Source organism: Trichocoleus sp. ST-U1 (assembly GCF_039961835.1).
In the GTDB taxonomy this organism is placed as follows: Bacteria; Cyanobacteriota; Cyanobacteriia; order Cyanobacteriales; family FACHB-T130; genus FACHB-T130.
Window position 1 is genome coordinate 41,489 of the sequence record NZ_JAMPJZ010000010.1, and the last position, 23,801, is coordinate 65,289.

The window sequence follows — 23,801 nt, forward strand, 5'->3', positions numbered from 1 at the left end:
CTCTCAAAAAGAGATACTGGATCTATGGTTTATTGCGCTAATTAATCTGTGGAATTGTCTCAAAGCAAAGAAGCGCAAAATCGCGCTTCTTCAACCCAACCGTTTAAATTTGACGCGATTGACGCCGCCTTGGCAGACCTGAAGGCTGGGCGGGTGGTCGTGGTAGTAGATGATGAGAGCCGGGAAAACGAAGGCGACTTGATTGGCGCGGCTCAGTTCGCCACGCCCGACATGATTAATTTTATGGCGGTAAATGCAAGGGGTTTGATTTGTCTGGCGCTGACAGGCGATCGCTTGGACGAACTGGATCTGCCCTTGATGGTTAGCAACAACACCGACAGCAACCAAACTGCCTTCACCGTCAGCATCGACGCCGCACCGAATATGGGAGTTCGTACCGGCATCTCAGCGGAGGATAGGGCGGTGACGATACAAGTCGCCCTTAACCCAGCAACCCAGCCAAATGACTTGCGCCGTCCCGGTCACATTTTCCCCTTGCGGGCGCGGGAAGGGGGCGTCCTGAAACGAGCCGGTCATACAGAAGCCGGTGTTGATTTGGCAAGATTGGCGGGATTATACCCGGCTGGGGTGATCTGTGAAATTCAAAATCCTGATGGGTCGATGGCGCGGTTGCCACAGTTAATCGAGTACGCCAAGACTCACCAACTGAAAATTATTAGCATTGCTGACTTAATTAGTTACCGCCTCAACCACGAACGGTTTGTCTGCCGGGAGACGATTGCTGAACTGCCGACTCAGTTTGGGAATTTTCAAATTTACGCCTACCGCAACAGCCTGGATCAATCCGAACACGTCGCAATTGTCAAGGGAGACCCAGCCGAGTTCTCAGACCACTCAGTGATGGTGCGGATGCACTCGGAATGCCTCACGGGTGACGCTTTGGGTTCTATGCGCTGCGACTGCCGTATGCAGTTGCAAGCGGCGCTGAAAATGATTCAGAATGCCGGGTCGGGGGTTGTGGTTTACCTGCGCCAAGAAGGACGGGGAATTGGGCTGGTTAATAAATTGAAAGCATACTCGTTGCAAGACATGGGGCTGGATACCGTCGAAGCAAACGAGCGCTTAGGTTTCCCTGCTGACTTGCGGGATTACGGGGTGGGGGCGCAAATTCTCAACGATTTGGGAGTGAAAAAAATTCGCCTGATTACGAATAATCCCCGCAAAATTGCAGGTTTAAAAGGGTATGGCTTAGAAGTGGTGGATCGGGTGCCGCTGTTGATTGAGGCGAATGATTATAATTCCATCTATCTAGCGACCAAAGCGAAAAAGCTGGGTCATATGCTGTTGCAGACGTATTTAATCACCGTAGCGCTGCACTGGCAGGATGAGCCGGAGTCAGTTACAAAGCGCTACGAACGATTAGAGAAACTGCGGCATTTGGCAAAAACTCACGATTTGTTGTTGCAGGAAGAAACGCGACCTGTTGGGATCGCTCTGTTCGGCACGCCATCGTTAACCGTTCACTTAGGTTTTGACCAACCCAATCTGGCGTCACCGGATTGGTATCAGCAGACAGGACATCCTTATGTGCGAGCGATCGCGCAAATTCTGGATGCTTTGAGCGCGTGGCCTCAGTTGCAATATCTAGAATTTATGGTTTCGACGGGAATAGACCCCCTGACAGGCTTACAAATCCAGCTAGACCGGCAGAACTTCCCCGCAAGTACCCTGCCTTCGTCAGTTTGCCATCAGTTAGAAACCCAGAAAATCTACAGCTTTCAGAGTGGTGAGGGCTAAGTAGAGTTAGGACTGAGGACTGAGGGCTGAGGACTGAGTAGAGTTGGGGCTGAGTAGAGTTAAGACTGAGGACTGCGTAGAGTTAGGACTGAGGGCTGAGGACTGAGGACTGAGTAGAGTTAGGGCTGAGGACTGAGTAGAGTTAGGAAGGTTTTCAGCTAACGTTTGTGAGCTTTTACTTGATGAGCGTCTAAGTAGATTGGGATAAATAAACTTAACGGATAGGACTGTTTATCGCTCATGGAAAATTGAAAATTACCATGCACAATCAACGATAAACGGGCTTATTGAGTTATGTTTATTGTCACCCAGTTACTTAATTCCGTAATTTCTAGTAATGAAGCGATGCACTACGGATATAAAGCTATCACCGTTATAGGAACTGCCGCCTTACTTAGTGGAGGGACGACAGCTATCTATGCACAGACTCAGCCCCTACTCTTTCCTCAGCACTCTTTCCCTAGCACTCTTATAGTGGCTCAGTCGAGTGCAGAGGAATTATTCAATCGAGGGATGGAGAAGTATAACCAAGAAAACTATAGCGGCGCTTTCAATGATTTCACCGCTGCAATTCGCCAGGATGCCAACCTGACTAAAGCCTACTACAGCCGAGGGTTGGCAAGGCGGAAGCTAGGAGATAATCAGGGAGCGATCGCAGATTACACGGAGTTGCTAAAGCGAAATCCCCAGAATGCCGATGCCTACCTAAATCGGGGTGTAGTTTATGCCGACCAAAAAAAGTATGGGGAAGCAATTGAGGATTACACCAAGGCGCTGAATCTCGACCAGAAAAATGCGATCGCTTATTACAACCGGGGGAACGCTCGCAGTGCCCTAGGAAATCCTAGAGGAGCCGTTGAGGACTACAGCAAAGCGATTCAGCTTCAGCCTAGGGATGCCACCGCCTACGTGAATCGGGGGAATGCTCGCGTTCAACTGGGAGAAACCCAGGAAGCGATCGCTGATTTTACGAAGGCTCTGGGTCTGAACCCTAATCTAGTAGAAGCTTATTACAATCGCGGGATTGTCCGGCGGCGGCTGGGAAATATCAAGGAAGCGATCGCGGATTATGACCAAGCCATCCAGCGCGATCCCAACAATGCAGCAGCTTACTACAATCGAGCGATCGCTCGTCAGCAAATCGGCAATCCTCAAGCAGCCATTGCCGACTATACCGAGGCGATCTCTATTTCTCCCAACTTTGCTAAAGCTTATGGCAACCGGGGGCTGCTGCGCTACGAAACCGGCGATGCTAGAGGCGCAATTGAGGATTTACAAGCATCTGCGCGACTTTTCTCCGAGCAAGGATTAACCGCTGACTCTCAAAAGGCATTGCAATTGCTGAGACAGTTAAAATAGACCGCCTCCGTCATCGAAATGAGCCAGTGCCCATCTTCTGCCAGATCCCAACCACGTTCTGAGGTAAAAGTCGGTCAGGGTTGTTATTTTTCGCAAACACCGCTGGAATTTTGTACACCCTTTTTCAGAGGAGATAGGGTAGAGATCGTGTGCCGCTTCGCAAGGATACGTCTCTTTAATTACAGCAAATCCAACCGCATCTCATTACTTTCGCTAAAGCCAAGACTAGAGTAGACTGGCTTACCTGGTGGGGAGGCGTGTAGGATAACCCTTGTGCAGTTAAGCGATTTTAGATGGTCGATCGCACAAAGCGTAAGTTTCTTGGCAAGTCCCTGTCTGCGGTGAGGCGGTTCAACGTAAACTCCCCAGATGTATCCATATTTGCGAGATTCCGGTTTGAGGATATGCGGGTAAAGACCAGCAAACATCTGACAACTTGCTGAAGCGATCACTCTCCCATCAATCTCCGCCACAAAAGCTTTGTAGCATCCCTCTTTTCGAGCGCCTTCTATAAACTGGAGCGTAATGTTGAGCCAGTCTGATTCTATTGAGTCAGAAGGAACATGATTATCCAGCCACATTTGATAAAAATGTTGAGCAATTAGAGAATCTTCCTCTGGAAAAGCTTCTCTGATATAAATTTCTCGTTCCATCACCACGATACGGGTTCATTCTTATTTTACGGTCAGAGTAATCTTGAAAGTGGTCTTCTACAAGAGTCACTTTTTCAATCTAATCTCAGTCCACTTCGGTTTGATTATCTCTTATCTGGTAACTATGGATTTAGCAATCGCGCTCGATAGCAATTCCGTATCCTTACCCTTGGGTTAAGTCACCAAAGCGATCGCGATATCTCTCTAATAACTCTGCCAGCTCATTTGAGCGTTGTCGTTCCGACTCAGCTTGCTGTTGTGCTAACTCCCGCTGATTCCGCTCAATTTCAGCTAATTCCTCCCCTGTCTGATACCTCACACCTTGGGTATCGTACCAGTACAATACCTCGCGCTGTATGCCTCCGACTTGAGCCACAAATCGCCCAATTCCTAAACCGATTTCTGGCATCCAGAATGGTTCTCCGATTTGTAACTGATATTGCCCATTTACTAAACGGTAAACTTCAAAAGGTTGTTCCTGGTCGCGCCGCCAGAAATTCGGATTATAAATTACATAATACAACACTCCTAAATTGGCATAAATTGCCATTTTTGTATCGTATTCTCCCCCATAAGTGTGAGAGACAATTTCTAAGACAAAAATGGGGGCAATATTATTTTCTTCCCAGAGAACATAGCTGGAGCGAGAACCATTGTTTTTCCTCCGTTCCACTCCCAAACTTAGAAATCCATCTGGCACCACGGGTACTCTTGGATTCACGCCTGTCGTGTGATAGATGCCCATATCTACACCAAAATACCAGTCAAGGCGATTACCCCAAATGAACTCTAGCAAGAATAATAGAAAATTCGGGATAAAATTCTGGTCTTCGTTATCCACAGGTGTATCATCCGAACAAGGAAGTTCAGCACTTGTTGGTAATCTGGTTTCCGGGTTGTGCTGTACCATAAAGATTAGCTCCACAAGCTATTAATATAATTATCCAATAAATCTCCCTAATATAAATCCAATCTATTTAAAGAATAATCTCTTTTCTCTTCCTCTGCGTTCTCAGCTTCTAAAGCGCTAACGCGCATGGCTTCGCTAACGCTAAGGCGATTCGTTTAAAAAAGATAGTGTTCATAAATTAAATGAGATTGTCATAACATGAGTTTAGATGTAATTGTTATCGGTAGCGGAATTGGCGGTTTAACCGCAGGGGCGTTACTTGCCCGTTACGGAAAACGAGTGCTAGTGTGCGAAAGTCACGCGATCGCTGGTGGCGCTGCACACAGTTTCTCTCGGCAGGGATTCCATTTTGACTCTGGCCCCTCATTTTATTGCGGACTCACCCCTGGAAGCGGTCTAAATCCATTACAGCAAGTGTTAGAACTTTTGGGAGAATCGTTGCAAGCGGTTCCCTACGATCCCCTAGGACATTACCATTTTCCTGAAGGCACCTTTCCCGTTTACAGCAATGCTGAACGCTATCGACAAACTGTTGCTAAAATTACACCTCAAGGTGCAAGAGAATTAGAAAAATTTGAAAAACGTTTACTCCCTCTTTACGAATCATTGCGCGGTATTCCTACCATTGCTTTGAGAGCAGATTGGCAGATGATAACAGTAATTTTGAGACGATATTTACCATCTGTATTAAAACTATTACCGCATCTGAGAATCGTTCAAGGTTCTGTTGGCGATGTGATGGATCGAGAGGTACGAGATCCTTGGGTGCGGCGCTTAATTGACTTGGAATGTTTTCTACTTTCTGGACTTAAGGCGCACGGAACAATTGCCCCAGAAGTGGCATTTATGCTGGGAGAACGTTCTCGCGCTGGTGTCGAGTATCCCGTTGGAGGAAGTGGCGCAATTGTTGATGCTTTAGTGCGCGGTTTAAAGCGTTGGGGTGGCGAATTAAAATTAAATTCTCATGTTGAGCAAATACTAATCCAATCGGGCAAAGTGACAGGCATTAAGTTAAAGAATGGTGAAGTTATTAATGCACCTGTTGTAATTTCTAATGCTACCCTTTGGGATACTTATACTAAGTTATTGCGCCCAGAAGGTTTGCCGCTGTCTTATCGTCAACAATCTTTAGAAACGCCAGCGGTTGACAGCTTTATGCACTTACATTTAGGCATCCGCGCTGAGGGTTTGGAAAATCTGACGGGACATCATGTGGTAGTTCACGATGCGAGTAAAGATATTACTGAACCGGGGAATACTTGCATGATTTCTATCCCTTCGGTGTGGGATGCTAATCTTGCACCAGAGGGACATCATGTAGTTCACGCCTACACATTAGAACCTTATGAGGGATGGCAACGAGATGAAGGGTATGAGGAGAGGAAAAAAGAGCGATCGCAATCTCTATTCCGTGCGTTAGAGAGGGTGATTCCGGATATACGCGATCGCGTTGTATTAGAACTTATTGGTACACCATTAACTCACGCTTATTACTTACGCCGCTATCAGGGAACTTATGGCCCTGCAATTGCAGCAGGTCAAGGGACATTTCCTGGCACACAAACGCCGATTTCTGGATTGTATCGTGTGGGAGATAGTACGATGCCAGGAATTGGCGTTCCCGCTGTTGCTGCTTCGGGAATTTTGTGTGCAAATACTTTGGTTACGCCGCAAGAGACGGCGAAGTTATTAAAAATTTGAAGTTCAAATTAAGCTTTCTTAATTGTCGGCTTTGCGGCGATACTCTCCGCCTAGCATCTCACAACTCAAGTAGGATTGCTAGAAGAAAAGCGATTAGTGAAGCGGGAAAAAAGTAAATGGGTGTGACGAGTATCAAGAAACAGCAACAATATATATTAAAAAAACGAATTGCCCCCAGATCGTAATCATAGAGCAATTAGAAAAGAGAGGATTTTCTTTTAGGGTGCGATCGCGCTCCAGTTTATTTCCTTTCATCCTCTGTTGATTCAGTTAAAATTTCCTGCATGACGGGTGAGAGTCGATTATTCAAACGTCCTGCACGGATCAGTTCAGCGTAGGTGTCGGCTTCAATATCTAAGAGTTTTTCTCGCAGTTGTTGCATATTAAGCGATCGCAACTGAGGATATTGATTTTGCAACTTCTCAATTTCCTCCTCAATACTCTTGAGTTGTCCTTGAACCAGATTTAACTCGTAACGATAAAACTCCTGATCGATTTCTAATTCTTTGCCAGCTTCCAATAAATAATTCAACACTCGATTTAAGGCAACGCGACGGGCAATCGCCTCTGAATATTGCTGGCGTACCGGCTGATCTCCAATCAGTCCTAATCTTTCCAAAAACCACTGAGTTGTCAAACCTTGAACTAACAGAGTAAACAACACAACGCCGAACACCATATCAATAATTTCCTCTCTTCCTGGTAAGATAATGGGTACACTTACCGCCAAGGCAATTGAAACTGAGCCTCTTAAACCACCCCACCAAAGTATTGTTTGATCTCGCCAACCTATTTGAGATTTAACTAGCCAGTTGCTCAAAGCACTGAGTCCATAGATGGCAATTGCTCGCGTTACCAATACCGCCCCAATCGTCACCGCAATCAGACTAAAATTCTCTACTAGACGCGAGTAGTGGATTTGATCGCCAATTAAAAGAAAAACGATGGAATTGACAAAAAATGCTAAAAATTCCCAAAATTCAGATACCAATAACCGGGTGCGCGGGTTCATGCCAATGCGAGAGCCAAAGTTACCCAAGATCACGCCAACCGTGACAACCCCAATTACCCCAGAACCACCCAGCTCTTCTGTTATCAAATAAGTGCCATAAGCGGAAACAAGCGTAAGTGATTGTTCTACTAATGGCAAGTCAAAACGTTGGGTAAGATAGGAAATTCCAAAACCAACTAAGCTGCCAATTCCAATCCCAACACCAACAAATACTAAAAAACTAGCAACTGTAGTGTCTAGTGCAAACTCATTGGTTCCCAGCGGGATTCCCACTAGCAACGTAAACGCCACTACCGCCACGCCATCATTAAATAAACTCTCTCCCTCCATCAACATTGTTAAGCGTTTGCCAGCACCCAGTTCCCGAAACAAAGCTACTACGGAAACGGGATCGGTAGCAGATAAACAAGCACCGACAAGGAGGGCAGTTGTAAGAGGAAGTCCAGTCAGCCAATTGAGAGGAAATGCAATACCAACAACCGAGATGATGACACCGACAATGGCAAACAAAGTGACGGGAAATATATCATCTTTCAAGTCTCGCCAACGGATATTCCAAGCAGCTTCAAATAGTAGGGGAGGCAAAAAAATCTCTAGAATTAATTCTGGCGACAGATTCACCAACCGCACATCTACAAATGCTAAAAATAACCCGACAATTACCAGCAGCAATGTGTAAGGAATTTGGCGTAACCAACTGAAAATTCGCGAGAGTGTCGCCACACTCAAGGAAATAGACAACACTAGCAGAAATTGCTCCAAGCTTTGCTTAATGGAAGCTTCATCTAGGGTGGTTTCTATCGCCATAGGAAACTCCAAATCGTAATTAGTCGTTAAAACTTAGTCGTTAAAACACTGTAGCTTTTAATTTGCCCTTTAATCTAGACGTTGTATAGGATAGTCTCTTAAATTGCCAACATCGTATCATTCAATAGATTTGGTGTTTACAAACATAATTTATTGCATCTATCTTAAGTAAGATAAAACGTTATGTCAGACATTAAACAGTTAATTGCAGATATCCAGCAGGAAGCGCAACGGGAAACATTTCCCGTTGATGAACCTGTGTATCTGGCAGCGAGTTTGGAGCCTACGCAGCCAATTCTCTATGCAGGCAATCTAGAGAGCAAGCTATGCTTTTTTGCCCGCGATTTGGGAAAAGATGAAGTACGGGCACGTCAACCGCTTTGCGGTGCTGCTGGTGGCTTTGTGCGTCGGGGTTTGTACAGTGCGATCACAGCCACCGAACCCAATAAGGATACCGATTTACAGGTTGTCCTCGATCGCGTTTTACTGACAAATACCGTGCCTTACAAACCACCGGGGAACAAAGCATACGCTGAGGCTGTGAAAAAACGATTTCGCCCCTTTTTAGAGCGATTATTGGTATTGCATTGGCAAGGGGATAAAATTATCACTTTGGGAAATGAAGCATTTAATTGGTTTGCCCCTTATGCGGCTAAGGGTGAATTGAAGCAGTTTTTTACAAGAAGCGATCGCTACTCTGCCAGCATTCAAGTTACGCTTCAGGCGAAGGACACAGAAGGCAATATACATCAACGTTCAGTGATGCTACTGCCACTCCCTCATCCTTCCCCACTCAATCAAAAATACTACGCCCAATTTCCTCAACTACTTCAGCAACGCCTCGCTGAAATAGTGCCGTAACACATTAACCCCAGCTATCGAATGGTTGAGAAAAGCGCTCTGTGTATTTATTTAAAGGGGGTATATATTCAGTTAATCAGGATTAATGTAGCGTTTTTTCCCTATTACTTTGCCTTCTTTATCAAAAGACATTTCAAACGAAATCCAAGCAAAATCACCCCAAAGAGCTGCACCATCTACACCATAACTCCAATTCTCACGATCGAGGCTATGTTCGGGAGCAGGTAAGATTTTTAAAATTTCATCTTTGCCCATTCCTAATTGGATACTGGAGAATTTTTCTTCTGAAAAGCCTGGAGGTAATTTTGTATCAATTAAAGGATAAGGCAGAACATAACTCTCGGTATGGCAAACAAACCAGGCTAAAGTAAAAATTCCAATTCCTGCAAAAAACAAAGAGTCGATTCTAAGAGGTGATTTCATGGATTTCCTCAATTCATAAATATAAATATTGACGATATCGGAATTGATGATTCCCTTGACTACCCTGTAAAATCTAATTTCACAGAACCAAAGTTAATTAGTCTCCCCTAAATTTTGGATTTCTGTTAGTTCCTTGCACTTAGAAGATTAGGGGCAAGATAACTAGCGATCGCGCTTGGGCTGGAAAACAGGGCAAACGCATCGAAAATTCAGATGTACCCATCTCTCCATCGTCCTTCCCTCTACTCTCTGATGACTCATTACCGCTACCAACTGATAAGAAGTTCTAATAGTTTCGCTAAACTTCTGTCAGATAAGCATTTTAAGCTTGGCATGGAAAGTTCAGCCTAAATTTTGAGCGGATTTGAGACTCATGAATTATAAGTATTGAGTGATTTTTTAAATTTAAAACTCAACACTTATAATTCAACTAATTCAAAATTTCTACTTTCTACTCACATTGGTTTTAGGCGCGTTACCTTGAGCTTAAAAGAACCGCCACTTGTTTCCCCAAAAGCCCGAACCCGAATAATATAATCACCCGGCTCGGTAATGCGGGAAAATAAAAGCGAGTTAGTGCTGCCGTCGGGACCGTCATCATTTTCCGCCACAGTAGCGCCATCCGACGACATCAGCGTCACAATCGTGTCAAAACTATCAGAGATCAAGTCAACCGCTACCTGATCTCCAGCATCCAGACTCACCACGTAATCACGAGCAAAACCTCCCTCACCAGTCGGAATATCTTTTTCAGTCAGCGTGTCGGAAACTTCGTTGTTTGCCGGTACAGGAATTGGGCTGTACACCTTATTTTGCGCTCTGGCTGATATAGTGGTCAGACAAAGAGCCAGCAGCGTGGCAGGAACAATCAGGGTGCGGTGCCATCTAAGGGCAAAAGCGTCAGTCATAAAAATTTCCGCTGGACACCCTTCCCTTTTGAGGGTTGGGGGAAAGCGGGGCGGGGTGTACCGCTTCCCAAACAAAGAATGTTTCTACTATTTATTTTTTACTTTCTTTGGCACCCGGAAGCGATTCGATAGAAGCGATCGCTTTGCTTTACGCAATTTGTGGATAGTCCGGCACTTGGGAAGAAACCGGAAAATCCGATCGGTAATTGCTCTGTCCGTGTTACCGCCCGACTTGAGCTTTCTCCAGATGGGCAGGCTGGAGCTGGCTAATTCACTAGCTTATCTCCTAAAAGCGATGAGTTGGCGCTCAAACTCCTGTTCATTGATTGAGTGGTGGTGAAATCCATTCTTTTTATATCCTTCCTAATTAGTTTTGGCGGACAGGACGATACGGCAATTTACCGCAGAGCGAGGACTTCTCCCTTTACACTGTCCAAACACTATAAACAAAAGCCTGTAGCCATTTCAACACTGCCTCTAGCGCAAAAGTTGCCCCAAAAGCTAGCGTTGAAAAATCTAAAGACTTGAGGAACGTGTTTCCTTTTAGGAGCGGCCTTATGAAATCAATTGTCAAAATAATTAAATTGTTGTTAGCACGACAAAAGGGAAAAGTCAAAAGGAAAAGGTCAAAATCTATCGCCTTTTTGCTTTTTGCCCTTCCACATCTGGCATTGGGAATATCCGTTTGCTTTCTGAGCGTGCAGGCACAATCGATCGTCCCGGCGACTGACAGCACCGGCACCATTGTGAAGCCTAATGGAACCCAATACGACATCCAAGGAGGCACGACATCCGCTGATAATACCAATTTGTTCCACAGCTTCACCCAATTTGGTCTTAGCCAAGGTGAGATTGCCAACTTCATTTCTAGCCCATCCATTCAAAATATCCTGGGGCGCGTTACGGGGGGCGATCCCTCAGTCATCAATGGGCTTCTCCAAGTCTCTGGCGGCAATTCCAACCTCTTCTTGATGAACCCCGCTGGGATCGTTTTTGGCGCAGGAGCTAGTTTGAACGTACCTGGAAGCTTCACCGCTACCACAGCGACTGGAATTAAATTTGACTCAGGATGGTTTAATGCCATCGGTTCTAATAGCTATGCGGCGCTGGTAGGGACGCCCAATACCTTTGCCTTCGCCACCCCTCAAACTCCCGGAGCGATTGTCAACGAGGCACAGCTAGCCGTTAAAGATGGGCAGGATCTCAATCTACTCGGTGGCACGGTTGTCTCCGTCGGTAATCTCTCGGCACCTGGGGGGAAGATCGCGGTTGCATCTGTACCCGGTGAAAAGATGGTTCGCCTTTCTCAGGCGGGAAACCTGCTGAGTTTAGAGATTCAACCTCTCTCGCCTTCTCTCCCCCTCTCCATCGCTTCTCCTCTCTCTTTGCCCCAGTTACTCACAGGTGGAGGCGCTAACAATGCCACAAAAGTAACGGTTAGCGGCACTGGGGAGGTGAAACTGTCTGGATCTAACATCCAGGTAGACGCTGGTGATGTCGTGGTGCAGGGAGCCACCTCTAAAACTTCCTTGCCCCCACTAGGGAGTTCTGTGAATTTGGCTTCTGCTAACAACATTACAGTCCTCGGAAAAATCGATACTTCTGCCACTTTTTTAGGGGCACATGGGGGTTCTGTAACGATGTCCGCTTTTAAGGATATTAATATCCTGAGTTCGCCCTTAGACGGGATTTTGACAACTTCTGACTCAGGTAATGGCGGCAATATTTTTCTAACGAGTACAGCAGGTTCAATTAACATTAAAAGTTTTTTAAATTCTTCATCAAATCTTGGAGATGGAGGTGCAATTACTCTTTCGGCACTTGACAAAATTAACAATATTACTTCACCCAATAGTCCAACAGGGACAATTAATATTGCTGGTTCTATTAATTCCTCTTCCAACGCTGGTAACGGGGGCGCGATCGCGCTTTTGGCTCTGAACGAAATCAACGCTGGAGTCATCAACTCTAGTTCAGCAATTGGGAATGGGGGATCTGTCACCCTCGATCCGCTTGGAGATATTCAAGTTGCCTCCATCAATGCCCAAGGGGGAACGAATGGCGTGGGGGGAAACGTTAACATTGCAACTGGTCAATTTTTCAAAGCTACGGGCACTTTTCTAGACCAAGATGGGATCTCTGCCAGTATCTCTACGTCCGGAGGAATTGGAGGAGGCGCGATCGCTATCCAGCATGGTGGCGGCAATAATTTAGTTCCTTTTTTAGTTGGAAATCCAACAACGAACGGGACAGCCGGAGCGCTGAACAATGGACAATTCACGATTCCGACCTTCCAATCTTTTCCTGGGCCAGACACTCAGGGAAACATTCAATTAATTACTGCCGATCCCGATCAAATAATCGATCCCACAATCTTAATCGACGACCCAGAAGAGGAGCCACCCACAGAACTCCCGCCGGATATTCCGGCAATTGAAATTGACGCGGTCGTGACCGAACGCGAAGAAATTTTTACTCGTCAATTTGCCGAATATTTCGGTCTCAATAATCTTCCTACTCGTGTTAATTCTCTGCTTGATGCTCGTCAGACTCTCGCAAGAATTGAAACAGAGACGGGAGTCAGACCAGCGCTGATGTATGTTGCTTTTGTTCCCAAAACTATTGCCCCAGAGGTGCAGGAAAGTAGGAGAGTACAAGGGACTGAAAAATCCCTCTCACTCAACACTCAGCAGGGGCAGGAAACCCCAGCCTCTACAGCCGTTAGCCCTCAGAGCGACGAGCTGGAAGTAGTGCTGGTAACGGCAGAGGGTCCACCCATCCGCAAGCGGTTATCGGGAGCCGTGCTAGGAGCGCAAGGCGCATACGCTTCGCGAACGCAAGTTCTCAAAGTCGCCGAGCAATTTCGCAAGGAAGTCATTCGGATCAGACGCACTCCCACTTACCTAACCTCAGCCAAGCAACTGTATCAGTGGCTAATCGCTCCGCTAGAAGGCGATTTACAAGCTAGAGGCATCCAAAATCTCGTATTCGTGCCCGATAGTGGGTTGCGTTCTGTACCATTTGCAGCTTTATATAATGGTCAACAATTTCTGGTGGAGAAATACAGCGTCAGCTTAATCCCCAGTCTTAGCCTAACGGACACTCTCCAACGCAACCTAAAAAACTCTCAAGTTTTGGCAATGGGAGCATCGGAATTTCCCGACCAAGACCCGCTTCCCGCTGTGCCAACCGAGTTATCAATCATTACACCTGAGTTGTGGCCTGGTAAATCCTTCCTCAACAACGCCTTCACTCTCAAAAATCTCAAGACCCAGCGCCGCCTACAACCGTTTAGAATTGTTCACCTGGCAACCCATGCAGAATTTGAACCCGGAGATCCGAGTAACTCCTACATTCAGCTATGGGACACGAAGCTGTCCTTGAACCAACTACCACAGCTTGACTGGAATGACCCGCCGGTGGATTTGTTAGTCTTGAGTGCCTGCCGCACTGCGCTGGGTGATGAGCAGGCGGAGCTGGGTTTTGCTGGGTTAGCGGTGCAGGCAGGAGTCAAATCAGCGCTGGCAAGTCTTTGGTACGTCAGCGACCAAGGCACCTTGGGATTGATGACGGAATTTTACCAAGAATTGAAAAAAGCCTCCGTGAGAGTGGAGGCACTGCGGCAAGCACAGGTAGCGATGCTGAAGGGGCAAGTGCGAATACAGGGAGGTAAACTGCAAACTCCCAGAGGGGATGTAGTTCTAACGCCCGAACTCGCGAAGCTGGAGAATCAAAATTTATCTCATCCTTATTATTGGGCAGCTTTTACGATGATTGGCAACCCGTGGTAATCCATGCAAAATGCAGAATTAAAAATTAAAAATGAGGATTTCTTCAATTTTTAATTTTTAATTCTTTCTAAAATTGATAGTTAACGCTGAAATAAAATCCCCGATCTTGGGCATTTTCGCCACGGTCTTCAATATCAACCAGTGGAATGCCATAGTCTAGTCGTATATTTAGCTTGGGCAGAGGTTGCCAGATTAGCCCTAAGCCAGCACCTGCTAAAAATCTCTCATCCTGTAACGTGGCATCGTTGGGATTATCAGACACATTCCACACCCAACCCACATCCACAAAAGGAGCAAACTGCAATGTGGCGGCACCGGCTTCATCTCGCTGAACGGTAATGCGATCTTCAATTGAAAGTCGCACTCCATTGTCACCAGCACGCACATTTTGTCGGTAGCCGCGCAACGATTGACCGCCGCCAATTACAAACTGTTGGGAGGGTAATAAGCCACTGGTTGATAGCTGAATATCTCCTTGCACAATTAAGAAATTATTGTTATTCAGGACTTGAACTCGCTGCACTTGGCCCAGCCAGCTTAAGAACCGACCATCGGGTATGGGGTCGGGATTGATGGTGGCATCCAATAAGCCAGTGCCAAGACTAAAAAGCGATCGCAATGCCCAAGCACCCTTAACATCCCGACGCAGATAATCTTGCCCAAATTTAATCACGCTGGTGCGGCTCCGACCTTCTTCGTCGGGGCCAAAACCAAACGGGGTTGGCCCTGCAAAAGTAAAAGTCTGACCATTCTGGTGAGTAAAGCCTAAAGAAAGGGCAAATTCTTCACGCGGTGAGCGGATTAACGGCTGTCGATAACTAATTTCATAAAGCTGCGATTCTCCCCGAATGTCGAAAACTTCAAAAGGGGCTTGGGTGACTCTATTTCGGTTGGGAGCATATCTCAGTTGCAAGGTGCCGTTCATGGCGTTGAGTGGCACCCGATAGTTTAAGTCAAGAACATCAGCGCCGCCTGTGGTCGTATGGTAATAGGAGCCAAAAATTTCATCTCCAATGCCGGTGATGTTGCGATAACCCAGATTGACGCCCAATCGTTCGGAACCAACGCTCGGAGGCGAGTAGTTATCGACGCCGAAGCTGCCATAAAAGGGGTTGGCTTCGGTAACGCGAACGACGAGAATACTTTGACCCACCCCGCTCCCAGAGCGGAGGCTGGCTTCTACATTTTTAAATAGAGGATCGACGCGCAATAGCCTTAATTGATCTTCTAGCTTGCCCGTATTGAGCGGTTTGCCAGCCCCCAAACGCACGCGCGATCGCACGTAATTTGAATTCAACCGGCGCGTTCCTTCTACCCTAATCTCTTCTAGGCTGCCTTCAATGACGCGAATCTGGACGACACCATCCGTAATGGCTTGGTCTACCAGGATGGCTCTTGAGGTGATGAAGCCTTGATTGAGGTACAACTGGGTAATCGCATCGGCAACGTTTCTGAGTTCTTCTAGGGTGACAGTCCGCCCCTCTACAGTTTGAGTAATCGAGTTCAGCTGTTCTGCCCCAAAGATGGTGCTGCCAGTGACTTGAATCTTTTTCACCTCAAGCGTGGCTGAGGACGGTGCAGAATCGGGTGCTGGCGTCGGCGGCGTCAGTACGGGCGACGGTGACTCTTCCGGCAGAGGTTCTGGGAGGGGTGCAGGCTGCGGAAAGCGATCGCGGTTAGGATCGGATTGGGGTTGCAGGGGTTGATTTAGCTGGGGTTGGTTCTGCGGTGAAGCCGGTAGAGTCTGCGCTTGCAGCCGCCTATTTTCAGACCTCTCTGGCTCAGGCTGAACAACTCCCACGCGCTTTTGCTGTATGCCCTTTGACGGGGCAACTGAACGCCTAGCGGGTTCTTTTTTTGCTCTCTCGTCGCTGGAAAACGCTTTCATCGTTTCCATTTCGCGATGAAAATTCAATCCATTCAGATCGGGCGTTGCCGGTAGTGTTTTGGCATTAGCACCGCTGGCAGAGACACAAGCGATCGCACCCTCAATTAACACTCCACACCAAAACCATTGAAATTTTGAACGCATGGTAGCTGTGTTCTCCACGGGTTGAATTGTCTAAAAACTTCAATTAATACAATTTTTTTGTATCCAATCCGTATTTTCTTTACTTAATTCAACTTTTTTCCTTTTCTCTCTCCAAAAGTAACATTCTCGCTTTTAGGAGCGAGAATGTTACTTTTGCAAGCAAACGAGCGGCATGATTTTGCGGTTTTCACCAAAATTGCATCTATCTGAAGACTCAATTTTATGTTTTCATTATGCCATCATCTGTCAATGGCGTCGCCTCTTTGCTAGTTACATTGTGCCTTCGGAAGGCGAGCTAATTTGCTCGCGAACAAGATCGGTTTGCTACCACACTCAAACGCCCAATCAATGACTTTTGCACCTGACTTTTGCACCTGATTGCACGCGCACTCTCATTTCAGGCTGGATTCGCGATCCCCAAGACAAACGGATCGATATCACCTGCGGCACTATTATTCAGCCAGTGAACGTATTTTTCCGACAGCTTTACCCAGTTTGGGCTAAACCAGGACGGAATTGCTAATTTTCTCCCCCAGCCTGCTATCCAGAATATCCTGCTGAGAGTACGAGGTAATAATGGCGAGAGGGTAAAAGTGTGATGCGTCCCTCTATAGGATTTGAAATTTTGAATTGCCGATTTTGGATGGTACAAGTCTTGCCAGTAGCCACTTTCAGCAATCTATTTTAGGCGATATTAAGGTAAAAGGTTATAGTACAATTTCACAAAAGATGGTACTTCAGAGACACCAATCCCTGCAAAGAGAGTGCATCTGCGCCACAACGCGATCGCTAGAAAAAAGGGCTGCAAGAATTAAAGTACAGCCCCAATAAAGTGAATTGATATAAGCCGGGACACTTGTGGAGTTTAGATATCCAGCCTTCAGCTTTATCCTGTCCTCTAGCCGTTCATTTCGTATTTACAGAAAATTGCAGTGCTAAGTGGTAGGGGCATAGGCTTTTTCCCTGCCCCATTGCCTGCTGAGTCTTCAAGGATGAGAAATTAAGTATATTTTCATCCTTAAAGTGAGGGAGCAGTTCATTCAAAACTATTGATTTTCTCTCAAGCGCTGAAAGGGTGTCGTTTGGCTAGCAGATGTCGTCATACTGGGAAGCAAAGGCTCTTTGGCAATGTTGTCCAGTCCAACTGCCTTCAAGAGTTGTTCCCACTCAGCAGAATAAGCGGAATTGTTCGGATTGGAGCGGCGCAGTTCTGCCAGAGTAGTTAAGGCATCAAACCACATCCCCGCCTCTGCATAAACATCTGGGCGCTTATTCGGTGTAGCCACCCTCAACTGATTATCAAGCTGCGCGGTTTGTGGAACCCGCTGAATCGAACCTTGTACAAAAACATCGAGCGATCGCTGTTCGGAATCGCAAACCATTGACAAGAACCACTGATAATTCTTACCGACTTCCAAGGGTGGTAATCCAGCATAAGTCGGAAGACTTATGCTGACAATACCCCCCTTTCCCGTAGTCATGAAGGTTGTTGTATAAATCTCTCGATCGTTTTTTTCATCCTTCAGTACGAACTCTAGTGCCAGTGGCGAGGCTTGGGCAGGCACTGGAGGGACGTAGAATGAAAAGCTCGGATATGCGGCGACGGTAAGCCCAATGTTATTGGCAGGAATCAGTGCAGTGAGGGGCTTGCCTGCCGCCGGACAACTTCCAGGACTGCGAGTTCCGCCCCCTTCTCTGCGCCCTGGTGCCCCAACGGTTTTAGGTGGATTATATCCAGCAACTATCCACCGATCGGGCATTCCTTGGGCGAGTAGTGTTGGTGGTGTCCCTATCAGAGTTGAGAAACCCGTGAGCAGTGCCACTTCCATAGAGATAGCTAAGGCTCGTTTTAACCTAGGGGACTTCATCCAGTCCATAGCAGAACTGCTCCAAAGAGTTTTGAGTTTTGAATAGATAGGTGCGGTTCAACCAACAAGATTCGATTGTCCCGCCCTTGATTGACTGACTACCCAACCCCTACATCGTTTTCTTCACGATCCGAACTCGGCTTTCTGCCTTCATCGAGTCGCATTTTGGAGTTGAAAACTCTGAACAAGTGGGTCAAATATTCCTATTTTTAGCAGATATAACAACCCAAAGACTGGTTGTTTTAGTTTGAGCCAGTCGTTCTTCGACTAGCTGCGCTCTGAACTAGAGGCTCGCTCGCAACCTTGTTCAGTTCAACTGACAGTAACAGCTTTTTCCAGTCAGATGCCAGGGTAGAATCGTTAGGATTCAAGCGGCGTAGCTCCAGCAGGGTAGCGAGTGTCTCATGCCAAAGGCGAGCTTGTGCATAAAGACCAACGCGCTCTTGTAAAGTGGCTCGCTGGATTTGTCTGACTAAGGCTGAATCTGGTGCGATGCGCTTGATCGCACCCCCTACGACAATATCTTTCTCCCGGCTGTTAGCATCACAAATCACCGAGACGTCCCAATGATATTCCTTGTCCTGCGCCAAGGGTGGTAAATTGGCGGATGGAGGAAGGTTGAGGCTGTAAATGCCAGGTTTTCCCGCGATCGCAAAATTCGCTTTGTAGACTTCTCGATCGCTTGCATCCCTCAGCACAAATTCCGCTGACCGAGCTGACGTTGTAGACATATACCATGAAAAGGTTGGATACTCTGCAACTGTTAACCCAACACCCAAGGGTGTTAAGGCAGTGAGACCTTGCGTGCAAGGGATGGGTTGGCGGGTTGCACCTTGTTCTCTGCCATCAGGGGTGCCTCGCTCTGGCGGCTTGAAGTTTAAAGTATCTGGTAGTAAGCTACGGCTGAGTGAGGCAGGCTGTGCCTGTGCCTGGGAAGGCACGTTCAGAACCAGTCCGAGCGTTAAGGAAACAGCCAGTGTTGTAATCTGTGAGTAGCGTTTCATCCAAATCATGCTAGAACTGTTTTCTGTTGACACTTCCCAGAACTTAAGCTGTGGGATTTTTACTTCAACGAGTCTACTTAAAAAATTGAAATTGGGTTGAATTTTGCCGAGGGTTTCTCCTTTAGGGAGCGTATCGCGATCGACCCCTAATTTTTGCGGCACTGTAGTTTCTTGTGTAGACCTCATTAATCCGGTCTCTTCCAATCTCCAGACCTTTTCAAGCGGAGTGCCTGAAGATTTTGCCCATCCAGACAGTTGTGGATGGCTCTGCACTCTCACACTTTTGAACGTTCTGTTTAACAACCAATCGCTAGATTGATATCGCTTTGGAGCAGCAAGCTCGTCCGATCGCGTGTCCATAATTATATATCAAACTCATGTACGGAAAATTTGTTTTTCTATTCGGACATCGAGTCATGAAGTCTGCCCTTCTGCAAGAATCCCCAGTGGGGGCATTTAAAGGCAATGGGTCGGCTCAATCCTTAGTTGGGTCATTAATTAAAGAAGTCCTAACCGTTGTTAGAGTTCCCGGCTGACACAGACAAATAAGATCGTACTCAAGTTCGTATAAAGCAGTTGTCTTGGTTGCATTTTTGGTAACTTGGGCTAAGACTAGGGTCAAACCAATTTGAGAGTGGCGATCGCTATTCTAGATTGACTAAATCCTCATAATCCCAAATCCCAACTTTCAAACCCCTCTGCCTCCCTGGGTATCCACTTCTACATAAACTTCACTGAGATTTGAGATGATTCCTGATTCAGCGGCTCTACCACTCAAAGAAAATCCTTGGCATCGGACAATTAGACCGATTGCAGCTGCTGCCATACATGGCATTGCTTCTCAGAAAGATACACTTATCGCCATTGACGCCACTAACGGGTATCTGCTGCAAATCGATCCGAAGAGTGACAACACTACTATACTCAATGCCAATCATCTGCCAGATTTTCTGGGCGTAACTGGGTTAGCTCTTTGGGAAGATACTCTCTGGTGTACCCAGGAAAATGGGGTTTTCTTTTGTCCAAACGCCATTAATGGCATCTCTACCACTGATTTGACGCCTCAGTCTTTTGTCACCTTGCCCTACCTAGCAAATGGGGTTGCTGTTTGGGAATCAACTGTTTACGTGACTTCCCAGAAGGCGGGATATATTCTTGTTTTTAGTCGTGAGACAGGTCAAGAGATTACCCGGTTTTATGCGCCTGGAGTAGGGGTAGAAAATATCACAGTCAAGGGAGAGGAACTCTGGGTTTCCGATAGCATTGAGCAAACAGTTTACTGCCTTGACCGAGCTACAGGTGAGATCAAATTCAGCGTACTGACGCCTTTTGAGTGCCCGACAGGGTTAGCTTTTTACACAGATCCTCAGACTGGGAAAGATATTCTCTACGTAGCTTATGCAGGTGAGGAGCCTTACCTGCGCGATAACCCGAACGCCGACCCGAATTACGAATTACAGTACCGCGATCGCACGTTTATTCACCCGTTGTATTTTTACTACAACGAGGCTGAACACTACGCTCTCTCGAATGGTTATCTGATGGAAATTTCCTACGTCGAGGAACTTTCCCCCCTCGACGAGGTGGATTTAGAAAATGTGGAGTGGCGAATTGCTCTACCCTCGGAGACTCATCGGCAGAAGATCAGAAAAATTGAAGCCGTCGGATTGCCTTTCACGGAAGAAATTCAAGACGGACAGCGGGTGGCTGTATTTAAATTTAACAGTCTCAAAACCGGCGATCGCCATATATTTGGCTGGAAAGCCCTGATAGAAGTCTGGAGCATCAAATATCGCCTGACGCCCAGAGATGCCGAAAAACTTCCCGACCTCCCGCCTGAGTTACGCAGCAAATATCTGACGGATGATGATGATTTGGCAATGGACACCGATATCATCCTCAAGGCCGCCAAGGAAGCGATTGGCAGCGAAACGAATATGCTGCGGAAAATTTTCAAAATTCGCAACTATGTCTATGACCATCTTTCCTACGGGATTAAGCCCTACATTGACCCGCCAGATGTCGCCTTAGAAAGGGGTGTTGGTTCCTGCGGTGAGTACCTGGGGGTTTTACTTGCCCTGGCGCGGCTGAATGGCATTGCCTGCCGCACGGTAGGTCGCTACAAGTGCCCTCCCCATCCTGAATTGATGAATTTGCCCCTGCAACCTGATTTTAATCATGTCTGGATGGAGTTCTACCTGCCTGGATTTGGTTGGTTGCCGATGGAATCCAATCCGGATGATGTGGTCGAAAAAGGCCCCTATCCATCGCGGTTTTTCATGGGTTTAGCTTGGTATCACGCTGAAATGGGCAAAGGTATCACCTTTGAAAGCTTGATGAGTCATGGGGAAAGAGTCAATAAGCAGTCCGTTTCTATTGGAGAATTATCTCTAAATCATGTGAGATTTACGATTTTGGAGGAACTAGCACCGTCCTCATAAGGGTGAATAAAGTCAGAAGGGTGGGCACTGTCCACCCTTTTTTACTGGGTACTCATTGCTAATTGTCCGCTATTCCCTAGGAGGTCGCTGCTTAAACTGTCACAAACTGTTCTCCGTTTTTACCAAAAAGCAGCAGTTTAAGGAAAATGGCATCTATCGCCTATTAAAGTAATTGGCAATCGCTAAGCGATCGCTAATTTAAGACTTTCGGAGTATGTCAATTTTTTATGTGTCACAAAATTTAAAAAAAATCCGGATTGCTCTTCGATACTAAATTTGTCCTGTAAGTATCAATTTTTATCAAAAATATAAGCTTTTGAATATCAGAATGCTGTTACAAAGATACTAAATAGAAGGTTGAATAGGTACTTAATAATCAAGGTCAAAGCAATAAGGAAGAACTGAATCTATGAATAATTCTAGCATTAAAGAGCGGTCGGTCGATCTAGCTGGAAATCAATATCCCCATCCGCATTATTTACAAACGCGATCGCGCATTAATTATCTGATTGAGCGCTATCTATCGTTGGAGATTCTCCAGCAGAACCTGTCAGACTTACCGAGACAGTTTAAAAATCCTCATCAGCGCCGCTGGGAAACGATTGATTGGCAAGCAATTACTTCTAATCAAATTATCGGTGTCGCTCCCGAATTATTTATTGCAACAGTTGCAAATGCGGTGGAGATTGAAACGCCGATTCGCGCTTATGCGATGGAAAGCTGGAATTATTTGCAGGCAGCCCACTTTCCAATGGCGCGATTTGTGGGCGGTACCTTTGCAGCGGATGGCACGATGCTAGAAGTCGGAATATGGGAGAAAGAAGAACGGCAACACCGCCCCACTTTTAGCAAAATCTATCAACAATTAACGGGTGATAAACTACAATCCCATCCGAACTCAGTAAAAGGCTATGAATCGAGTGGAAATCTACGAGAAGATGTTTATAAACACGCGATCGCCCGGATCGCAACCGAGTGGGGAGCAACGTCTGTATATCTCTGGTTAATGGCTCATTCGACGGGGGCATTGCAACAAGCGATCGCGCAACCCATGCAAGACGAAATCAATCACCTAGCAAAGTTCTGGGGGATTAGCCGTTGGGCGTTTGGAGATTCCTATCTCACCCGCTTGCAGGGCACCACTAAAAATTTAATGGGTATTCTCAAACATCACCAGGGCGAACGCCCGAAAGGGAACGATGTCTTGCAAATTGGCTATGCCTTGTACGCGGTGGAATTAGTTTTCACATTTGCCCGACTCATGGTGCAGCTGCGTCACTGGAACCAAACGCTTACGCCTGATTATCTCGAAGAGTTATTTGGGTTGCCGCCACAACAATTAGCTGCTAGCTGATAGCTGTTAGCTGATAGTCTGGACTGAGTAGGGGGGCGCTGCCCACTCTACTCATTTGATTATTTGAATAGCTGAAGATGAATGTAATTCCAGCGATTGATTTGCTAGAAGGTCGGTGCGTGCGGTTATATCAGGGAGACTATGCGCGATCGCAAGTTTTTGATAACAACCCCGCTAATATTGCTAAACAGTGGGTAGAACAGGGGGCAACCCGGTTGCATATCGTAGACCTCGACGGTGCTAAGGCGGGTCAACTGGTCAACCGGCAGGCAATCAAGGCGATTTTACAGGCAGTGCCGGGAGAAATACAAGTAGGGGGCGGCTTGCGCGACAAAAGCTCAGTCTCTCAGCTGCTAAACATGGGTGTGAAGCAGGTAATCTTGGGAACCATAGCCGTAGAACAACCCCAGTTGGTCGAAGAACTTTGCCAGGAATTTCCAGGGCAAATTATCGTAGGAATTGACGCCCGGAATGGACAGGTTGCCACAAGAGGCTGGTTAGAAACGTCTGAAGTTGCGGCAATCGACTTGGCTAAGCAAATGCAACAATTAGGGGTTGCTGCCATTATCTACACCGATATTCATCGAGATGGCACGCTTTCTGGCCCTAATTTAGAGGCATTAAGAGAACTCGCCAACGCTATTTCCATCCCCATTATTGCCTCTGGCGGTGTTAGTTCGATTACTGACTTGTTGAGTTTACTAACACTCGAACCTTTGGGAGTTAGCGGTGTGATTGTGGGTCGTGCCCTCTATACAGGTGATGTTTCGCTCAAAGCAGCCCTGCAAGCGATAGGGTCGGGACGTATTCAAGATGTCCCGCCAGATTTGGGCTTTTCCACTTTTGCTTGACACTTCAACGAGCTAAAGACGCGCAACTGCGCGTCTCTACATTTCCTTCTTTTTATCCCCAAAACTAG

Annotated in this window: 16 protein-coding genes; 8 read left to right on the forward strand and 8 right to left on the reverse strand. The window is 46.6% G+C overall.

The genetic code is table 11. The features are described from left to right. Positions 1 to 48: 48 nt before the first annotated feature. Together ribBA and NDA06_RS06155 are read left to right on the forward strand one after the other, a co-directional pair. Positions 49 to 1,758 carry a bifunctional 3,4-dihydroxy-2-butanone-4-phosphate synthase/GTP cyclohydrolase II gene (ribBA, locus tag NDA06_RS06150; RefSeq protein WP_339380239.1) on the forward strand — a complete coding sequence of 570 codons (1,710 nt, stop codon included), beginning with the start codon at positions 49 to 51 and terminating at the stop codon, positions 1,756 to 1,758. Between the two features lie 294 nt (positions 1,759 to 2,052). Beyond that, a complete protein-coding gene (locus tag NDA06_RS06155; protein ID WP_190984511.1) occupies positions 2,053 to 3,117 on the forward strand; it encodes a tetratricopeptide repeat protein in 1,065 nt (354 codons plus the stop codon). Between the two features lie 179 nt (positions 3,118 to 3,296). Here NDA06_RS06155 and NDA06_RS06160 read toward each other — a convergent pair whose 3' ends face one another. Further along, positions 3,297 to 3,770 carry a GNAT family N-acetyltransferase gene (locus NDA06_RS06160; RefSeq protein ID WP_190984510.1) on the reverse strand — a complete coding sequence of 158 codons (474 nt, stop codon included), beginning with the start codon at positions 3,768 to 3,770 and terminating at the stop codon, positions 3,297 to 3,299. Between the two features lie 163 nt (positions 3,771 to 3,933). Continuing rightward, positions 3,934 to 4,680 (reverse strand): Uma2 family endonuclease, encoded by a 747-nt coding sequence (locus NDA06_RS06165; RefSeq protein ID WP_190984509.1) that lies wholly within the window; start codon positions 4,678 to 4,680, stop codon positions 3,934 to 3,936. A 198-nt stretch (positions 4,681 to 4,878) separates the two neighbouring features. Between NDA06_RS06165 and NDA06_RS06170 the strand changes: the two genes are divergently transcribed. Next, the gene (locus NDA06_RS06170; protein WP_190984508.1) at positions 4,879 to 6,381 is read left to right on the forward strand and encodes an NAD(P)/FAD-dependent oxidoreductase; all 1,503 of its coding nucleotides are present in this window, start codon (positions 4,879 to 4,881) and stop codon (positions 6,379 to 6,381) included. Positions 6,382 to 6,622: 241 nt separating this feature from the next. Here NDA06_RS06170 and NDA06_RS06175 read toward each other — a convergent pair whose 3' ends face one another. Further along, positions 6,623 to 8,200, reverse strand: a complete 1,578-nt coding sequence (locus NDA06_RS06175; RefSeq protein WP_190984507.1) for a Na+/H+ antiporter — start codon at positions 8,198 to 8,200, stop codon at positions 6,623 to 6,625. A 183-nt stretch (positions 8,201 to 8,383) separates the two neighbouring features. Here NDA06_RS06175 and NDA06_RS06180 point away from each other — a divergent pair, with 183 nt between their 5' ends. Beyond that, entirely contained in the window at positions 8,384 to 9,061 is a 678-nt protein-coding gene (locus NDA06_RS06180; protein ID WP_190984506.1) for a uracil-DNA glycosylase family protein, read from the forward strand. Between the two features lie 72 nt (positions 9,062 to 9,133). Here NDA06_RS06180 and NDA06_RS06185 read toward each other — a convergent pair whose 3' ends face one another. Then, positions 9,134 to 9,484 (reverse strand): hypothetical protein, encoded by a 351-nt coding sequence (locus NDA06_RS06185; RefSeq protein WP_199323943.1) that lies wholly within the window; start codon positions 9,482 to 9,484, stop codon positions 9,134 to 9,136. Positions 9,485 to 9,939: 455 nt separating this feature from the next. Beyond that, positions 9,940 to 10,392: a PPC domain-containing protein gene (locus NDA06_RS06190; RefSeq protein ID WP_190413280.1), complete on the reverse strand. Its 453-nt coding sequence runs from the start codon at positions 10,390 to 10,392 to the stop codon at positions 9,940 to 9,942. Positions 10,393 to 10,949: 557 nt separating this feature from the next. On the opposite strand from NDA06_RS06190, the gene NDA06_RS06195 reads away from it, so the two are divergent. After that, positions 10,950 to 14,183, forward strand: coding sequence for a CHAT domain-containing protein (locus NDA06_RS06195; RefSeq protein ID WP_190984505.1), 3,234 nt, complete (start codon positions 10,950 to 10,952; stop codon positions 14,181 to 14,183). A gap of 67 nt (positions 14,184 to 14,250) precedes the next feature. Here the strand turns inward: NDA06_RS06195 and NDA06_RS06200 are convergent, their stop codons facing one another. From NDA06_RS06200 to NDA06_RS06210, 3 genes are all read right to left on the reverse strand, one after another. Further along, positions 14,251 to 16,215 (reverse strand): ShlB/FhaC/HecB family hemolysin secretion/activation protein, encoded by a 1,965-nt coding sequence (locus NDA06_RS06200; RefSeq protein WP_242047329.1) that lies wholly within the window; start codon positions 16,213 to 16,215, stop codon positions 14,251 to 14,253. A gap of 1,046 nt (positions 16,216 to 17,261) precedes the next feature. Further along, complete coding sequence (locus NDA06_RS06205; protein ID WP_190984504.1) at positions 17,262 to 18,092, reverse strand: DUF928 domain-containing protein; 831 nt, start codon at positions 18,090 to 18,092, stop codon at positions 17,262 to 17,264. 233 nt (positions 18,093 to 18,325) lie between these two features. Continuing rightward, the gene (locus NDA06_RS06210; protein ID WP_190984503.1) at positions 18,326 to 19,273 is read right to left on the reverse strand and encodes a DUF928 domain-containing protein; all 948 of its coding nucleotides are present in this window, start codon (positions 19,271 to 19,273) and stop codon (positions 18,326 to 18,328) included. Between the two features lie 560 nt (positions 19,274 to 19,833). Between NDA06_RS06210 and NDA06_RS06215 the strand changes: the two genes are divergently transcribed. The 3 genes from NDA06_RS06215 (at position 19,834) to hisA (ending at position 23,733) form a co-directional block, all read left to right on the forward strand. Then, the gene (locus NDA06_RS06215) at positions 19,834 to 21,528 is read left to right on the forward strand and encodes a transglutaminase domain-containing protein (protein WP_190984502.1); all 1,695 of its coding nucleotides are present in this window, start codon (positions 19,834 to 19,836) and stop codon (positions 21,526 to 21,528) included. 409 nt (positions 21,529 to 21,937) lie between these two features. Next, positions 21,938 to 22,882 carry a hypothetical protein gene (locus tag NDA06_RS06220; RefSeq protein ID WP_190984501.1) on the forward strand — a complete coding sequence of 315 codons (945 nt, stop codon included), beginning with the start codon at positions 21,938 to 21,940 and terminating at the stop codon, positions 22,880 to 22,882. Positions 22,883 to 22,959: 77 nt separating this feature from the next. Further along, the gene (gene hisA, locus NDA06_RS06225; protein ID WP_190984500.1) at positions 22,960 to 23,733 is read left to right on the forward strand and encodes a 1-(5-phosphoribosyl)-5-[(5-phosphoribosylamino)methylideneamino]imidazole-4-carboxamide isomerase; all 774 of its coding nucleotides are present in this window, start codon (positions 22,960 to 22,962) and stop codon (positions 23,731 to 23,733) included. Positions 23,734 to 23,801: the final 68 nt, after the last annotated feature.

Bases quoted from the DNA above. Each gene is read 5' to 3' on its own strand.
- NDA06_RS06155 (WP_190984511.1), top strand. From the start codon at position 2,053: ATGTTTATTGTCACCCAGTTACTTAATTCCGTAATTTCTAGTAATGAA.
- NDA06_RS06160 (WP_190984510.1), bottom strand. From the start codon at position 3,770: ATGGAACGAGAAATTTATATCAGAGAAGCTTTTCCAGAGGAAGATTCT.
- NDA06_RS06165 (WP_190984509.1), bottom strand. From the start codon at position 4,680: ATGGTACAGCACAACCCGGAAACCAGATTACCAACAAGTGCTGAACTT.
- NDA06_RS06170 (WP_190984508.1), top strand. From the start codon at position 4,879: ATGAGTTTAGATGTAATTGTTATCGGTAGCGGAATTGGCGGTTTAACC.
- NDA06_RS06175 (WP_190984507.1), bottom strand. From the start codon at position 8,200: ATGGCGATAGAAACCACCCTAGATGAAGCTTCCATTAAGCAAAGCTTG.
- NDA06_RS06180 (WP_190984506.1), top strand. From the start codon at position 8,384: ATGTCAGACATTAAACAGTTAATTGCAGATATCCAGCAGGAAGCGCAA.
- NDA06_RS06185 (WP_199323943.1), bottom strand. From the start codon at position 9,484: ATGAAATCACCTCTTAGAATCGACTCTTTGTTTTTTGCAGGAATTGGA.
- NDA06_RS06190 (WP_190413280.1), bottom strand. From the start codon at position 10,392: ATGACTGACGCTTTTGCCCTTAGATGGCACCGCACCCTGATTGTTCCT.
- NDA06_RS06195 (WP_190984505.1), top strand. From the start codon at position 10,950: ATGAAATCAATTGTCAAAATAATTAAATTGTTGTTAGCACGACAAAAG.
- NDA06_RS06200 (WP_242047329.1), bottom strand. From the start codon at position 16,215: ATGCGTTCAAAATTTCAATGGTTTTGGTGTGGAGTGTTAATTGAGGGT.
- NDA06_RS06205 (WP_190984504.1), bottom strand. From the start codon at position 18,092: ATGGACTGGATGAAGTCCCCTAGGTTAAAACGAGCCTTAGCTATCTCT.
- NDA06_RS06210 (WP_190984503.1), bottom strand. From the start codon at position 19,273: ATGAGGTCTACACAAGAAACTACAGTGCCGCAAAAATTAGGGGTCGAT.
- NDA06_RS06215 (WP_190984502.1), top strand. From the start codon at position 19,834: ATGATTCCTGATTCAGCGGCTCTACCACTCAAAGAAAATCCTTGGCAT.
- NDA06_RS06220 (WP_190984501.1), top strand. From the start codon at position 21,938: ATGAATAATTCTAGCATTAAAGAGCGGTCGGTCGATCTAGCTGGAAAT.
- hisA (WP_190984500.1), top strand. From the start codon at position 22,960: ATGAATGTAATTCCAGCGATTGATTTGCTAGAAGGTCGGTGCGTGCGG.